General features: G+C 32.1%; 14 protein-coding genes. All 14 read right to left on the bottom strand.

Annotated elements, in window-relative coordinates; all coding sequences use genetic code 11:
* Positions 1-134 precede the first annotated feature (134 nt).
* Positions 135-1,496 carry a DUF4302 domain-containing protein gene (locus tag QE431_RS10420; RefSeq protein WP_307295511.1) on the bottom strand — a complete coding sequence of 454 codons (1,362 nt, stop codon included), beginning with the start codon at positions 1,494-1,496 and terminating at the stop codon, positions 135-137.
* 37 nt (positions 1,497-1,533) lie between these two features.
* Positions 1,534-2,358, bottom strand: a complete 825-nt coding sequence (locus QE431_RS10415; RefSeq protein WP_307295510.1) for a putative zinc-binding metallopeptidase — start codon at positions 2,356-2,358, stop codon at positions 1,534-1,536.
* A gap of 55 nt (positions 2,359-2,413) precedes the next feature.
* On the bottom strand, positions 2,414-3,892 hold the full coding sequence (locus QE431_RS10410; RefSeq protein ID WP_307295508.1) for a RagB/SusD family nutrient uptake outer membrane protein: 1,479 nt from the start codon (positions 3,890-3,892) through the stop codon (positions 2,414-2,416).
* An 11-nt stretch (positions 3,893-3,903) separates the two neighbouring features.
* The gene (locus QE431_RS10405; RefSeq protein ID WP_281865617.1) at positions 3,904-7,608 is read right to left on the bottom strand and encodes a SusC/RagA family TonB-linked outer membrane protein; all 3,705 of its coding nucleotides are present in this window, start codon (positions 7,606-7,608) and stop codon (positions 3,904-3,906) included.
* Between the two features lie 229 nt (positions 7,609-7,837).
* Positions 7,838-8,953, bottom strand: a complete 1,116-nt coding sequence (locus QE431_RS10400) for a FecR family protein (protein WP_307295506.1) — start codon at positions 8,951-8,953, stop codon at positions 7,838-7,840.
* Between the two features lie 90 nt (positions 8,954-9,043).
* Positions 9,044-9,649, bottom strand: coding sequence for an RNA polymerase sigma factor (locus tag QE431_RS10395; protein ID WP_307295505.1), 606 nt, complete (start codon positions 9,647-9,649; stop codon positions 9,044-9,046).
* A gap of 554 nt (positions 9,650-10,203) precedes the next feature.
* Positions 10,204-10,632 (bottom strand): hypothetical protein, encoded by a 429-nt coding sequence (locus QE431_RS10390; RefSeq protein ID WP_307295503.1) that lies wholly within the window; start codon positions 10,630-10,632, stop codon positions 10,204-10,206.
* A 162-nt stretch (positions 10,633-10,794) separates the two neighbouring features.
* Positions 10,795-11,667 (bottom strand): succinate--CoA ligase subunit alpha, encoded by an 873-nt coding sequence (gene sucD / locus QE431_RS10385; protein ID WP_057118027.1) that lies wholly within the window; start codon positions 11,665-11,667, stop codon positions 10,795-10,797.
* Positions 11,668-11,753: 86 nt separating this feature from the next.
* On the bottom strand, positions 11,754-12,116 hold the full coding sequence (locus QE431_RS10380) for a nuclear transport factor 2 family protein (RefSeq protein WP_057118028.1): 363 nt from the start codon (positions 12,114-12,116) through the stop codon (positions 11,754-11,756).
* A 1-nt stretch (position 12,117) separates the two neighbouring features.
* Positions 12,118-13,047, bottom strand: coding sequence for a UDP-3-O-(3-hydroxymyristoyl)glucosamine N-acyltransferase (locus QE431_RS10375; RefSeq protein ID WP_281865614.1), 930 nt, complete (start codon positions 13,045-13,047; stop codon positions 12,118-12,120).
* Between the two features lie 122 nt (positions 13,048-13,169).
* Positions 13,170-13,736 (bottom strand): elongation factor P, encoded by a 567-nt coding sequence (efp, locus tag QE431_RS10370; protein ID WP_057118030.1) that lies wholly within the window; start codon positions 13,734-13,736, stop codon positions 13,170-13,172.
* A gap of 104 nt (positions 13,737-13,840) precedes the next feature.
* Positions 13,841-14,626, bottom strand: a complete 786-nt coding sequence (gene lpxA / locus QE431_RS10365; protein ID WP_057118031.1) for an acyl-ACP--UDP-N-acetylglucosamine O-acyltransferase — start codon at positions 14,624-14,626, stop codon at positions 13,841-13,843.
* Between the two features lie 74 nt (positions 14,627-14,700).
* Positions 14,701-16,089 (bottom strand): bifunctional UDP-3-O-[3-hydroxymyristoyl] N-acetylglucosamine deacetylase/3-hydroxyacyl-ACP dehydratase, encoded by a 1,389-nt coding sequence (locus QE431_RS10360; RefSeq protein ID WP_057119781.1) that lies wholly within the window; start codon positions 16,087-16,089, stop codon positions 14,701-14,703.
* Complete coding sequence (gene lpxD, locus QE431_RS10355) at positions 16,082-17,125, bottom strand: UDP-3-O-(3-hydroxymyristoyl)glucosamine N-acyltransferase (protein ID WP_057118032.1); 1,044 nt, start codon at positions 17,123-17,125, stop codon at positions 16,082-16,084. Before lpxD ends, QE431_RS10360 begins: the two co-directional genes overlap by 8 nt.
* Between the last annotated feature and the right edge of the window lie 2 nt (positions 17,126-17,127).

The following is a 17,127-nucleotide window of genomic DNA, read 5'->3' as shown; positions in this document are numbered from 1 at the left end:
TGAAATGTATTTTTTCATTATAAATCCAATATTTAAACTCATTAAACAAATAGTTTTTCGTTTCTCCTCTTTATGTTTTATTTAAAAAAGCAGTCCAGTAAACTGGAACTGCTTTTTTTAACTACAATAAAATTTTATAATTGATAAGTTGTCATTCTAAAGTTACTAGCTGCACTTGTAAAAGTATAAATGGTATTAGAAAATGTAATTCTAAAAGTTTCTTTTTTAACATAAAGACCTTTTGAATTGGTTAATTCATTATCTATATCTTTTAAGAAAGCATAATTTGCTGCTGTTGTATTCCAGCCATCATCATTTAAAATTATAGTTTTATTAACTGCATCTTCTGTTGTAGTTAACCAATGAACAATTTGAGCTTTTCCTCCATTAAACTGATACTGAATATATGTCCCGTTGGGTACATTATTAAACACAATTTGAACTCTGGCAATAGATTGATTTGCAGGCAATGTAGCATTTACTTTATCTACAAGTGTTTTAAAATAAGATGAATTTGTTGGAGCTGTATACAAGTTTGCTGCAATGTATCCGAACACCATCTGTGGTTTTCCAACAACTAAGTTTTTATAGTCATCAGTAAGAACTAATGGTTTTGCACTATATTTAATAGAAGCGCTTACACCATTTGTTCCAGTTGCTGTAAAACTTCCGTCAGTACTATTGTATACAAAATCTGTTAATTTCTGACCACCTACTTCTACAGCTGGGCTTACTACAATTCCTGTTGGAGTATATGCAATTCCCATATTGTTTGTAGCTGTAGATCCAGCTTCAATAGAATTTGCAGTTGCAAATCTTGATCTCGTAGCAAAAGCAAAATCATATTGATGTGTAGTTGTTCCGTCATTTGTTTCAAATAATCTAAACAATGGTCTTGTATTTGCACCCACAACGTTAGCAATCATATCAATGTTTTTAGGAAGATCTGTCCAATCCTGAGCAGTTGCTTTTACAAAACGAATTTCTTTAGATGTACCATCACCTGCAGTTCTGTTTGCTTTAAATATAAGCTGTCCATTTTCTTGTCCGTAATATAAAAACTGAAAATCTCCTAAATATCCTTTACCAAGCAAAGCTGGTGTTGGATTAGATTGTGGGCTTGAATCTGATAATAAATGAATTCTGTTTTTAGTTGTAAAAACTAAACTTACAGTACTTCCTAATTGAATATCGTATTCACTTGTGAATTTTGAAGTTGTAGTAGCATCAAAGTCAGATGCCATTTCAACTTTTCCATCAGGAGTAAATTTGAATAAATGAGTAAAGCCTCCAAGTTGTTTATCGTCTGTAAAATAAACCGCTTTCCAGCCATCTGGAGAAGTGAGCAAAACTTCTTGTAATTCGCTTTTTTGAGTATTTAAACGCTCTGTTGGAGTTTTGTCAAACTTTTGTTCAACTTCTGTACTTGTACAAGCTGTCAGCTGCACTATAAGCAATGCAACAACTACATACTTGAATATATTTTTTATTTTCATAATACCTTTTTTTAAGTTTTATAATTGTTGAAACAAATTAATTATTAATTACATAAGTGGTATTCTTTTCTGCTTCATCTCTTAATGCATAAAAGTCCATATTAAAAGCGTCTTTAAAATATTGAACTACAATTGCTTCTTTTCTTTGAATATCTGCTCTTGCTTTTGCACTTGTTATACCTGCTAATATTGCAGCGTATTCTGCTTTTGTACTAATTAAAATAATAGACGCAGTTTCTGCAAAATCTTCAACGACATTTGATCTAGCATAGCTTGTAATAAAACCTAACTCTCTAGATGCTGCAGTTGTCTCAAGATGCCACGTTGCAGTATATCCTGAAGGTGTAATTTTTCCCCAAGCCTGCTCATCAAAAGGTTTAGTCTGATTTAAAATATGAACGTATTCGTGTTGAATGGTATGAATAAATTCGGCAACAATTGCACGGTTTTTCTTGTTGATATTATCAACTTCAAAAAGCGTTATTCTTTGCCCGCCTTCAGCAATACCAAGTGTTCTGGTGCCGTTTGAGTTTGAATTTACTCCACCTACCAAAACAATTTCTCGTGGTGCAATTTTTTTAACAAAATCTGCTCCTCCAATTGTTGCATAACTCTGCAGCCAAATTTGTTTAACAATTTCTAATGCCGGCTGTACTTTATCTATTGTTGGAGGAAATAGATATCTTGTATTATCAACCGTATTTTGATTCCATTTATACTGCGCATTAATATTATATGGAACAAGATAATTGGCATCAATCCATTTATCTAAATCTGTTTTAGCTGGCTGGTTGTAATCTAACTGGCTTTCTGTTGGCTGATCTTCATGAGCACAAGCCGTTAAAGCTAAAAACCCCAACAAATACTGCTATCTTTTTATATTTATTTACAAATTTCATAATACTTTAAGTTTAGTTTTATCTAGGATTTTTCTCTACTCCATTACTTGATGCACTTAGAGGAATTTGTATTGCTCTACGTTTATCATCTTTCTCTAATACATTTGTTGGCTTATTGAAAGTTTCATGTCTTACAACAATGTTGAAACGTTTTACGTCAAAATATCTAATTCCTTCGTGGATAAAATCTCTTCTTCTAGTTTCAGCAATTGCTTTCACGTAAGAAGTCTGAACTGGTGTCATCTCATAAAAAGGAGTATATTCATCTGCAATAACTGGATATTTGGCTACAACTTTTGCTTCTGTAAGTTTATCTGTTGCGGCATTATAGCCTGTAGTTCTTGTGCCTAAGAAATATTCTAATTCTGTATTTGCTTCTGCAATTCTATTTTTCATTACAAGAGCTTCAATTCTATTTAAATAAAATTCATCGTAAGATAAAAGTACAGTTCCTAAATATGGCTCTCCAATGTTAGCCGTTAAGTTTGTATATTTAAAATACTCTTTAAACTTTGGCGAGAAAACTGTCATACTACTATTGTATGAATATGTTTTATAAAGCCAGAGTTTTCCATATATATTAGTTGCCTGTCCAAAAATGTCTGGACTTTTGTTCCCTGCTAAATAGAATCTATTTCTGCTTGATGCTCTCGCATAAATTGAATAAGCAGATACTACTAATAAGTTTGCTGGTTCTCCTGCTTTTGCATATTCAATAAATTGCACATTTGGATCTAAAGCTGTAAATGCTAAATAGTTTCTTAATTTTCCAACAGGCTTAGAACCTAATCCTTCAGAAACTTCAAGAACCTTGTCCCAATCTCCTTTTATCAAATAGAAACGGCTTGCAAAGGCATTTGCAGCTTCTTTAGTAAAGTGAAATTTTGGCTCAGAATAATTGTTTCCAACTAATTTAATTCCTTCTTCAAGGTCTTTTTGTATAAAATCGAAAACTTCTTTAACTGTATTTCTAGTATACTTTTTAATTAATACTTCTTCTGGTTCAGTAACATAAGGAATTCCAAGATCTTTATCTGCCGTAGCTGGATTGTATCTTTGAGACCAAAATGAAACTAACATAAAATGCGCATAAGCTCTAGCCAACAAAGCTTCTCCTTTTTGAGGATTTAAACTTGAAGGACTTCCTTGCTCGTTTACAGCCTGAAGCGCTTTGTTTGCATGTGCGATTGCTCGGTAACAAGCATCCCAATAGTTTGCCTGAGTATCAACATTTGTCTCATTCTGCATTTCCCAATTGTAATTTTGCTCATTTTTAGGCAAAGTTTCAGCCAATTGCCCATCACCAACGTTATCAGTCATTGTTTCAGCAAAGTCCATATAGGTTCCTCCATTTGGATATGCGTTAACCAAAAGTTCCGATATTTTATCTGCAGTATCTATTTGCGTTCTATTATCTGGAGTTTCTGAAAGGAACTCATCACAGCTGCTAAGAGAAACTACTAATAATAATGAAAGTGCTATTTTTATATTTTTCATAATTAACTTAATTATAATGAAACATTTAAAGTGAATGTATACTGAGAAGTGATTGGAAATGCAACTCCTCCTGTATTACGGAATTCAGGATCTTGGCCGTTTAATTTTTTATCAGAATAAATCAACCAAGGATTAACTGCTGAACCTTTTAATGTAAAAGTGCTTACTCCTAACTTACTCTTGAATTCTTTTGGAAATTCCCAGCTTAATGAGATATTTTTCAATCTTACGAAATCACCATCAGCAATTCTAACATCAGAATAATTATAAGTGTTATAGGCTCTTTGTAACATATTTTGTCCACCATAATCTGTAATTAACCTTTTATCTGCAATAACTGGTACATTTGTATAATTTTCGTCACCTGGATTAATCCAACGATTCGTGAAATCTTTTGTAAATACAGTTAAATCATCATACTGGCTGTCATAAATTGGATTTAAACGAACTTTATTTCCTCCTGATCCAACGATGAAAACGTATAATGACCAGTTTTTATAAGTAAATGTATTTGCTAAACCAACTGATTTGTTTGGCTCTATAGATCCTTCGTATTTCAAGTAATTGGTAACATTATCATTATCTTGGAAATTAGCTCCTGTAATGTTATCTGTTTCACCCGGTGCCATAACAAATGTTGGAAGACCTTGGTTATTTAAACCTGTAAATTGATACGAATAAATAGAGTTTCTTGGGTGGCCAATTGCATTCCCTCCGTTACCATCAACTAAATCAAAAGCTGTTGGTTTGTTTTCTAATTTGGTAATTTCTTGATTGAAAACTGAGAAATTAAGTGTCGTTGACCATTTAAAATCACGAGAAACAATGTTTTGAGTAGTTATGCCAACTTCAAGACCTTTAGTCTCCATGTTTGCATTATTACCTTGTTTAATTCTTTGACCTCCAATACCTGAAGTAATTACGTAATCAACTAAATCAAATGCTTTACGACGGTAAACATCTGTTACAAACTGAACTCTATTATTAAACATACCTAAGTCAAGTCCAATGTTAGTTTCAAATTGTTTTTCCCAAGTTAAATCTGAATTTTGTAATTGATCGATTTCGATACCAGTTTCTCTGTCATCAAGATTTAAACGGTTAGAAATAAAGCTTTTATAAATAGCCAAAGAGTTTGTTGCTGGACCAGCAGTAGCAGTTAATCCATAAGAACCTCTTAAAGCTAAATTGTTAATCGCTTTTACATTTTTCATGAATTTTTCTTCAGAAACATTCCATTTTCCACTAAAAGTGTAAGTTGGTAACCAGCGAGAAGAATTACTATTTCCTTGTCTGTTAGAACCATCATAACGTCCTGTTACAGAAGCAGTATAACGACGATCGAATGTATAACCCACTTTTCCAAAGAAACCTACAGTACGCTCTCTTTCTTCATTAAATCCGTAATAAGAATTTCCTTCATTAATAATTTTTTCAATTAATCTAGGATCAGTAAATGCTGTAAGACCTCTGTCATATTGAAGTCCAGCTGCTGTAAAATTATCGCTGTTTCTATCTACAGAACGTAATTCTGTACCAAAGAAACCTTCCAATTCATGCTTTTCAGCAAAAGTATTTCTATAAGTAACACTATTTCTAATGTTATAAGAAGTCATATCATTTGTAAACTTTCTCAAGAAACCTCCGTTAGGTAAAACAGAAACCGCTGGAGCAGTTAAATCATTAGGATCTTTATATAAAAAGATATTTGCATCTCTTACAATTGTTGTTTCCATTGCATTGTAAGCACCAACAACGTTAGATCCTTCTAAAATTTTATGCTCTCTGCTTGTGTTTGCATAACGAGCAGATCCTGTTAAGTTATAAGTTAAATGCGGTGTAATTTTATAATCTAAATCTAATTGGAAACGAATATCTTTTACTTGAATATCTAAATAGTTAGTTTTCAATTCATTGATAATATTCATTGGAGCCCAGTTATTTCTATAGTACTCTAAATTTCCATTTTCATCATAAGGTCTTAAAGTTCTGCTTGTATTTAAAACATAGCTAAAAGGGTTGATATCGAAATCTCTAGTAACCTTACCAAATACTTGATCTTTTTGACTTTCATAAGTTCCAGGAGCTCCCTGATCTCTAATAGAAGCCAAAGTAGATAATGTCAGGTTTAATCTGTCATTGATATAGAAAGTTCCTTTAATATTAGATGATAATTGTTTTACATCATCAGCAATAGTCCATCCTGGATCTGTATAGTATCCTAAAGAGGCATAAAATGTATTATTTTTTCCACCTCCAGAAAAACTCAAAGAGTGATTTTGTGTAATAGATGGTCTAAATAAAACCTTAAACCAATCAGTATTGGCTAATTCATATTTTCTTAAGAAATTATTACGGCTTACAGGATCGTTATTTACTAAATATCCTCCAGTTTCTGGAACGTAAGTATTAATTGCTCTTCCAAGAATATTGTAAACCCCGCCGTATCTTCCTTGAACAGTCGAAGGTAAATCTAAGAAACCTTTAGATTCCATTTCTTTAAAAATACTCATTGACTCTTGAGAATTCAAAATATCATATTGCGTATAACTTGGCACACTTCTTACTGTCTGCTCTAAGCTATAAGCTACTTTTAATGGAGAATCTCTACGACCTTGTTTTGTAGTAACAACTACAACTCCGTTTAGTGACCTTGAACCATAGATTGAAGTAGCGGATGCATCTTTAAGAATTTCAATACTTTGAATATCGTTTGCATTTAATCCTGCAACAGAAGAGCTTAATAAAGTTTCTGAATTTCCAGAAGCCAAATCAGCAAAAGTAATATTGATAATATCTTCTTGAACAACACCATCAATTACCCATAAAGGTTTTGTATCTCCAAAAATTGAAGAAGATCCACGAACTGTAATTTTCGGAGCAGTACCAAAAGTACCTGTAACGTTTTGTACTGTAACCCCAGCAGCTTTTCCTTCAATCATTCTACTCACATCTACTACTCCATCAACTTTTAATTCAGCTCCAGAAATTTTACTGATCGCTCCAGTAAAAGTTCTTTTTGAAGTTTTTTCATATCCAGTTGTAATTACAACTTCTTGAAGATTTTGTCCTGCTTCTGTTAAAACAATAGTTGGTGTAGTATTTTCTATACCAATTTCTTTAGTTTCCATTCCAACGTAAGAAATAACAATACGGTTTACATTTGCCGGCATTTCGATAATGAAATTTCCATCAAAATCAGTTAAAACTGCAGTCTTTGTTCCTTTAGCCATAACTGTAGCTCCAGGAAGCGGACTTCCAGTTTGGTCTGTAACTTTTCCTTTAATAATTGGTCCAAAAGTCAAAAGTTCAAATAAAGAATCATGATTATTTGCAGTTGAGAAAGAGCCAACTGAATTTTTCTGAAGCACAATTTGATTGCTCACTTCAGAAAAAGTAATATTAAATGGTACTAGTATTCTGCTTAGCACACTAGATAAAGTTTCTTGATTTGCCTCTACACTCACTTTTTGAGAAAGTTGAGGAAGTCTAGAATTATAAGAAAATTTTACATGAGCAGACTTTTCAATTTTAGATAAGGCATTGTCTAAAGTTAGATTTTCGACTGTAATTGTAACTTTAGTATCTAATTTTTTCTGCCCATTTACATTATTTGCCATCGTAACACTTGAAAATATAAGTGCTAACACAAACTGAAACAGCGTTATTTTCATGATTTGGTGAAGTAATCGTTGCTTGACAACAGGTTTTTTCATAATTTTGGTTTGTTTTGATTAATACTATTCGAGTGTATTTTAAGAAACATCATAAATTACTCTTTACAGAGAGTGATTTACTTAATTTAAAGTGTCGACAATGTTACAGCATTTCGGCACTTTTTTTATGTATTTATTTTTTACATAGGCAGTTAAAGATTTTTTTTTAGTTTCGACAATCAGTTTATTTTGGTTTTTTCATCTATATTATTAATTGGATTTCAACCTTCTAGTTACAGCCAGAAGTAGTAATCACAATTTGGTTTCCATTCATTTCGTAATTAGTATCATTGCCAATACTTTTACAAATAATTTTTAACTTTTCAGCTAACGGCTGATCACTTAACGAGGTTGTTAAACGGCAGTCTTTTAATTTATCTTGAGGAAAATCAATATCTACTAAATACGCCTGTTCAATTGTTTCTAAAATTTGAGCTACTGGAATATCAGTAAACTCAAAACTCAACTGTTCAATATTTGTAGCACTATTAACTAAAACTGGATCGGCAGTAATATTTGTAATCTTATTGAAAACAAAGTCTTTACGAGCAAAACGAACGGCTTGATTAGGAAGTAAAACAATTTCTTGATTTTCAGGAGCATGAACTAAATCATTTGATTTTACCCTTACTTTACCGGTGCGAACTAGAACTTCAACGTTTTGCTGATCTGGATAAGCCTTGATTCTAAAACTTGTACCGACAACTCGAGTCACAAGTTCGTTAGCATAAACAAAAAAAGGCTTTTTAGGATTTTTACTAATTTCAAAGAAACCTTCGCCGGATAAATACACCTTTCTTTCGTTTCCGGTAAAGATTTTAGGGTAACTTAATTTACTATTTGGCTGTAGCAATACCGAACTTCCATCTGATAGAGTAATGGTTTGAGATTTTTCGGTATTATTAGTTTGTTCTACTAGACCTTCGCTATTCTCTTCTACTAATTCTTTATAAGTGATTTCATTATCATTTGACAAAACATCACCTTTAAAGAACCAAACAGAAAATATACCTGCTAAAATTGCTGCTGCGACACCGCTAAACCAGTATCGCTGAATTTTAAGTTTTCTAGTTTTTAGAGTATTTCGAGAAAGTTCTTCTCTTTGTTCAATTTTAAACCAAGTTTTCTGTAAAGATTCATGGACCTGATGTGAAGATAATTTAGAATCTGGAACTTTCATTGCCAGCAGCAAAAGCCTTGCATCTTCAACAAGTTTGGCTCTTTGGAGATTTTCTAAAGTCCATTCTTCCCAGCCTTGTTCATCAACTTTAGATAAAATCCATAATTGAAAAGATTCATCACCTAAGAAGTCTTCTATTTCGGTATAATTGTTACGTTTTTGCATCTTACTATTAAGGTTACAAAAACATAGAGGACACTTTTTTTATTATATACTCACCTATTTAAGATTTTTTTTTGATTTTCTGTTAAAAAATTAAAAAAGCACTGAGGATATAAGGACTAGAAGCGGAATACTTCCTTTCCATTCTTTACGAAGACTTAATAACCCGCGATGCAGTAAGTTATTTGCAGATTGATAATTAACATCCAGTAGATCTGCGATTTGATCGACACTCAATCCTTGATGATAACGGAGGTATAAGGCTTCTTTTTGGCGGCCGGGTAAATCGTTAAGCAATTTATTTAAATGCAAAACACGTTCGGCAGTAACTTCATCTTCTACTAAATCATTTTCTATAGAAAAATCAAAAAGGAATTCTAAGACATCTGTAGTAGTTGTTTTTCTAAAAACATGATCTCTTTCGTGCAAACGCGCAATTCTCTTTCTAACACTAGAAAGCAGATAAGCTTTTACTATTACATTATCTTGCAATGAATTACGATAAAGCCAGATATCAGCAAAAACATCTTGAATACAATCTTGTACTTTTTCTTCAAATGGACAAAGAGAATTTCCATAACCAATTAAATCTCTATAATATTTTTCAAAAAGTAAAGAGAATGATCTTTCATCACCATTTTTTAAATTATTCCAAAGAATAAAATCATCTAATGCTTTGTTTTTTAAAATGTGGCTCATATTGCATAAAACTTTTGAGGCGTAAAAATCAAAATCATTTAAGAAGAGCAATTTTTTCTTAAAATAAAACGAATTAATTACAAGGATTAAAGTTTTTAAAATTTCAATTCTTTAAATAAAGATTTCCTAGAACAAACGCCCTTAGTTAACATAAATTAAACAAGAGTTTTACATTGAAATCATAATTTAATTCATACAAAAAGAATCAAATTTTAACATTATTTTTTGTTTTTGTGTGATAAATATAGAAAAGCAAATAATTAAAACCCAATAATTATCTAAAAAAAGAAGCTTTTTCTAAATTTATCAGTATTTGCGGTATTTTTTTTACTTAATCTTAAATTTACAGTAATTTAAATTTTAATTAACCAAAACACACGCTGGAGTTTTTGGCTGAGTACCTGTTTGAAGCAATTTAAATTACTCTTACAAAAATGAGCTATTAAAATTGAAAATTAGCCAAAAATTTAAAACTCACTTTTTGTTTGATTCCATAAAAAAAGCCTTACTACTTTTAGTAAGGCTTTTGAGCAATTTATTCTATTCTAAAAATCTTAGAATGCTACATTCCATCTTGGTAATTTAGCATTTTCGTCTAAGAAATTTTGCAAAACTTGACCTTCAACAGCAGTTGGAATTGCTTTTGCATCAGCATTAAAAGTTTCAAACCAAACAACTTCAAGAGCTTCAATGCTTTCTAATTTCATTTGAGCAGGCCAAGAATATTTTCTTCCTGTTTTTGCAAATTGATGACCGTTTACGATTTTATCGTATAGTCCACCATTTTTACTTTTTAAAGTTCCATCATTCTGAACAGTTCCTGTTGAACCAACCATAATTAGTTCTTTTGCATCTCCTTCAACAGCATACACAACAAAAACTCCAGCACTTCCTTCAGGAGCGTTACAAACTTGTTCTAAGCTATCTTCAATTGTAAAAGTAAAACTATCAGTTACTTTAAATTTTTCTAATTCTTTATACATATTTCTTTTTTAAGCTTCTAAGATACTGAGGTTCTAAGATGCTAAGTTATTTCTATTTATACCTCAGTATTTTAAAATGTAAAAAAGTCTCAACAAAATATTGAGACTTTTTGGAATTTATTATTTTATCCCGTCCCGAAGTTTCAGGATCGAGATTGGATATTATCCAAGTACTTCTTTTACTTTTTTACCAATTTCAGCTGGTGAATCAACAACGTGAATTCCGTTGTCTCTCATGATTTGTTTTTTAGCAGCAGCAGTATCATCAGAACCACCAACAATAGCACCTGCGTGCCCCATTGTTCTACCAGCAGGAGCAGTTTCTCCAGCGATAAATCCAATAACTGGTTTACGGTTACCATCAGCTTTTACCCATCTAGCAGCATCAGCTTCTAATTGACCTCCAATTTCACCAATCATAATAATTGCTTCAGTTTCTGGATCGTTCATTAATAATTCTACAGCTTCTTTAGTAGTAGTTCCAATAATTGGATCTCCACCAATACCAATTGCTGTAGTGATTCCTAAACCTTGTTTTACAACTTGGTCAGCAGCTTCATAAGTTAAAGTTCCAGATTTAGAAACAATACCAACAGTTCCTTTTTTGAAAACGAAACCTGGCATAATACCAACTTTAGCTTCACCTGGAGTAATTACACCTGGGCAGTTTGGACCAATTAATCTTGAATTTCTTTCTTTAACATAATTATTTGCTTTAATCATATCTGCTACAGGAATTCCTTCTGTAATAGCAATAATTACTTTAATTCCAGCATCAGCAGCTTCCATAATTGCATCAGCAGCAAAAGCTGGCGGAACAAAAATGATAGAAGTATCAGCACCAGCTTGATCAACAGCGTCTTTTACTGTATTAAAAACTGGACGGTCTAAATGGCTGGTACCACCTTTTCCTGGAGTAACACCTCCAACAACATTAGTACCATACTCAATCATTTGAGAAGCGTGGAAAGTTCCTTCGCTTCCTGTAAATCCCTGAACAATTATTTTGGAATCTTTATTAACTAAAACACTCATGATATATATTTTATGTAGTTTTTAAATTTGTGTTGCAAAAATAAGGTTTTGTAATGTATTTTGCCTCTTTTATTGTCAAAAAAATATTAAGAAAATTGACTCATTTGATAACCTCTATAAAGTTTGTCATCTTTAATCTGCCAAATTGTAGAAAAATGTGCTAAAAGCATTTCTTCTCTCGGATTCTCTATAGTTTTCACAAAATGAGAATAACGTACTGATACTAAATCATCTTCACTAATGATATGACTAATTCTAACTTTAGATCGCACATAGGCACGACTAAGCTCATTGGCCATTTCTAGTATCGAATTATAATCCATCTCAATGAAACCTTTACTGCTGTTCCATTCAAGAATAACATCAGGATGCAGATATGTTTTTAAAATTTCGCTATCAATTAAGGCATCTGACTTATAAAATTTCTGAACAAATTCTTTAATAGACATATTACTTCAATTTACTTAAAATTTCAGGAATCTTCTTGATATTGGCTAATTGTTTCAATTTTTCTCTAGATTCTTCAATTGGAGTACCAAAGTATGATTTTCCGCCTTCAACTGATTTAGTTACACCAGTCTGACCCATTACTACAGCTTTTGTACCAATTGTAATACCGCTAGTGGTTCCTACTTGCCCCCACATTGTTACTTCATCTTCAATAATAACACAACCTGCAATACCGGTTTGTGAGGCAATTAAACATTTTTTTCCGATAACAGTATCATGTCCAACATGCACTTGATTATCTAGTTTTGTTCCAGCTCCAATTGTTGTATCCCCTGTAACGCCTTTATCAATTGTACAAAGCGCACCAATACCAACATTATCTTCAATAACTACTCTTCCGCCAGAAACTAATTGATCAAAACCTTCTGGACGTTTTTTGTAATAAAAAGCATCAGCACCTAAAATAGTTCCTGCGTGAATAATCACGTTGTCACCAATAATGGTGTGATCGTAAATAGAAACATTAGAATGAATTAGGCAGTTTTTTCCAATTTTAACATGGTTTCCAACAAAGCTATTTGGTTGAATTATTGTCCCCTCTCCTATTTCTGCAGATGGTGCAATTGCCACATTTGCAAATTGAAAAGGCTTAAAATGTTTCGTTAAAATATTAAAATCTCTAAACGGATCATCAGAAATTAAAAGTGCTTTACCTTCTGGGCATTCTACTTCTTTGTTTATCAAAACAATTGTAGCTGCTGACTGCAAAGCTTTATCGTAATATTTTGGATGGTCAACAAAAACTATATCACCAGGTTCTACAACATGTATTTCGTTCATGCCTAAAACTTGAAAGTCTTTGTCACCAATAAATTTGCAGTTAAGCAAATTTGCAATTTCTTGTAAAGAATGACTCTTTGGAAATTTCATATATTATAATTAGAAAATTTGTCAATTAGAAAATGAGTCAATTAGAATATGAATATACAAAAATTATGTCGATTCATAAATTATCTAATTGACTCATTGTCAAATTTATCTTAATTAAAAAACTACTCTTTTACACGCTCCATGTATGAACCTGAAGCTGTATCGATTTTAATTTTGTCACCTTCATTGATAAATAAAGGAACGTTGATGTTTGCACCTGTTTCTACAGTTGCAGATTTAGTTGCGTTTGTAGCCGTATTACCTTTTACACCTGGCTCAGCATAAGTAACTTCAAGAATTACAGATGTTGGCATATCAACAGACAAAGGTAAATCAGTTTCAGTATTAATCTGAACCATTACATTTGTTCCTTCTTTTAATAATCCAGGAGCATCTAAAATATTTTTGTTTAATGAAATCTGCTCAAAAGTTTCAGCATTCATAAAGTGAAATTCATCTCCTTCAGCATATAAAAATTGAAATGTATGTGTTTCTACACGAACATCTTCGATTTTATGACCTGCAGAAAATGTATTATCTAATACTTTTCCTGTTGTTAAACTTTTAAGTTTTGTTCTTACGAAAGCTGGACCTTTTCCAGGTTTTACGTGAAGAAATTCAATAATTTTATAGATATCGTGATTAAATTTAATACACAATCCGTTTCTAATATCTGATGTAGATGCCATTTGTTTTTATTTTATTTATTTTTTGTTGAATCGTTAAACCGTTTAACTGTTTTTTCGATTAAACGATTAAACGATTAAACAAATAAACAATTAAACTTTTTATTTTAATAGTTACCTGAATAACCCTTCATAATTCCTCGAGACGAATTTCTGATAAAATCAAGAATTTCATCTCTTTCAGGAGTCGCTTCCATTTCAGCTTCAATAATACTCAAAGCTTGCGTTGTATTGTAATTCTTTTGATATAAAATTCTATAGATTTCCTGAATTTCTCTAATTTTTTCAGTAGTAAAACCTCTTCTTCTTAAACCAACCGAGTTAATTCCAACATATGACAAAGGCTCTTTTGCTGCTTTTGTAAAAGGCGGAACGTCTTTTCTAACCAATGATCCTCCAGAAATCATTGCGTGATCTCCAATATGAATAAATTGATGAATCGCTGCAAGACCTCCAATAACAGCATGATTACCAACAACTACGTGACCAGCCAAAGCAACACCATTAACAATAATAGCATTGTTTCCAATTTCGCAGTCGTGAGCAATATGCGCATAAGCCATTACTAAACAATTGTTTCCAAGTACTGTTTGACCAGATGCAATTGTTCCTCTATTTATAGTTACACATTCTCTAATAGTACAATTATCTCCGATAATTGCAAGAGAATCTTCTCCTCCAAATTTTAAATCTTGTGGCACTGCAGAAATTACAGCTCCTGGAAAAATATTGCAATTTTTACCAATTCGAGCGCCTTCCATAATGGTCACATTTGAACCAATCCAAGTACCATCACCAATAACAACATTATTGTGAATTGTTGTAAATGGCTCTATTACAACGTTTTTAGCGATTTTCGCGCCAGGATGAACATATGCTAATGGTTGATTCATCTTTATGTTTTATATTTTTAATTAAAATATTCTAATTTCAGGCAACAAACCTAAACAATAAATTTGATAATTTATTATTGTTTTCTTGCTATTTGTGCCATTAATTCTGCCTCAGTTACTAATTTACCATTTGCATAAGCGTTTGCCTGCATATGACAAATCCCTCTTCTGATTGGAGAAATCAATTCACATTTAAAAATTAAGGTATCTCCCGGCAAAACTTTGTGCTTAAATTTAACGTTATCAATTTTCATGAAATAAGTTAAATAATTCTCAGGATCCGGAACGGTGCTTAATACCAAAATACCACCTGTTTGTGCCATTGCTTCAACAATTAAAACTCCTGGCATTACTGGAGCTTCTGGAAAATGCCCTACGAAGAAATTTTCGTTCATAGTAACATTTTTCAATCCAACCACATGACGATCAGACATTTCTATAATTCTGTCAATTAATAAAAATGGAGGTCTGTGAGGAAGCATTGACATGATTTTATGAATATCCATCAATGGTTCTTGATGTAAATCATAAGTTGGAACATGATTTCTCTGTTCTATTTTGATAATTTTAGCCAGCTTTTTAGCAAACTGAGTGTTTACAAAGTGACCTGGTTTATTAGCAATAATTTTTCCTTGAATACGCACGCCAATAAGAGATAAATCTCCAATAACATCAAGCAGTTTGTGTCTTGCTGCCTCATTTGGGTAATGTAAAGTAAGGTTATCTAAAACTCCATTTGGTTTTACTGAAATTTCATCTTTACCAAATGCTTTCTTTAAATTCTCCATCGTAGACTCAGAAATTTCTTTATCTACATAAACAATTGCGTTATTTAAATCACCACCTTTAATTAAACCGTTTTCTAACAATGATTCTAATTCATGTAAAAAACTAAAAGTTCTAGAACTTGCAATTTCTTGTTTAAAATCTGATAAACTTTTAAGTGTAGCATTTTGAGTTCCTAAAACTTTTGTACCAAAATCTACCATTGTAGTTACTTGATACTCATCGCTAGGCATAACAAGAATTTCGCTTCCTGTTGCTTCATCTGTAAATGAGATAACTTCTTTTACAACATAAACATTACGACTTGCATCTTGTTCTTCAATTCCTGCTTTTTCTATTGCTTCAACAAAATATTTTGATGAACCATCCATAATTGGAAGTTCAGAGGCATTCAATTCAATAATAATATTATCCAAATCGCATCCAACAACTGCCGCTAAAACGTGCTCTGGTGTTTGAATTTTTACTCCAAGTTTTTCAAGATTTGTACCTCTTTGAGTATTAACAACATAATTAGCATCAGCCTCAATAACTGGTTGACCTTGCAAATCTACTCTTACAAAAGTGAAACCATTATTAACGGGAGCAGGTTTAAAAGTCATTGTAACTTCTTTTCCAGTATGTAATCCAACTCCTGTTAGCGAAATTTCATTCTTGATGGTCTTCTGTTTAACCATTATTTCCATTTTTTGGGTTTATTATTTGTTTCTTTAATTCTTCAACTTCGGACACAATTTTAGGCAGATTCTTAAAATGAACATACGATTTATTAAAATCTGTGTATCCAAGAGATGGTGTTCCTTGCAGAGTTTCATCATCTTTAATGTTCCTTGCAACTCCAGACTGCGCCTGAAGTCTCACATTATTACCTATAATTAAGTGGCCAGCAATACCAACTTGCCCGCCAATCATACAGCCTTCTCCAATCTTTGTAGAACCTGCAACACCACTTTGAGCAGCAATTACAGTATTTTTACCTATTTCAACATTATGGGCGATCTGGATCTGATTGTCTAGTTTAACTCCTTGTCTAATTATTGTAGAACCAAGAGTTGCTCTATCTATTGTAGTGTTGGCACCAATATCAACATTATCTTCGATAATAACGTTTCCTATCTGAGGTACTTTACTATAAATACCTTCTTCATTTGGTACAAAACCAAAACCATCTGCACCAATAATAGTTCCAGAATGAATGGTACAATTATTACCAATTACTGTTTCTGAGTAAATTTTTGCTCCAGCGAAAATGAATACATTGTCACCAATAACAACGTTATCACCAATAAAACTGTTCGGATAAATTTTTACATTATTACCTAAAACCACATTCTGTCCTACATAGCTAAAGCTTCCTAAATATAAGTTTTCACCATATTTAGTTCCTTCAGACATAAAGGACTGAGGTTCGATACCTGTTTTATTTAATTTTACTTGATTATAGAAATGCAAAAGCTTAGAAAACGCCGCATAAGCATCTTCTACCTTTATTAGTGTAGTCGTAATTTCCTGCTCCGGAACAAAAGTGTCGTTAACAATTGTAACTGTCGCTTTTGTTGTATATATATAGTTGATATACTTTGGATTAGCCAAAAAAGTAAGCGATCCTTCTTCGCCTTCTTCGATTTTAGAAAGTTTAGAAACTTCTGCATTGGGATTCCCAACAACTTCTCCTTCTAAAATTCCTGCTATTTGTTCTGCTGTAAATTTCATCG

Origin of the sequence: Flavobacterium sp. SORGH_AS_0622, assembly GCF_030818825.1 — a bacterium.
In the GTDB taxonomy this organism is placed as follows: Bacteria; Bacteroidota; Bacteroidia; order Flavobacteriales; family Flavobacteriaceae; genus Flavobacterium.
This window is presented reverse-complemented; position numbering and strand designations above follow the sequence as displayed.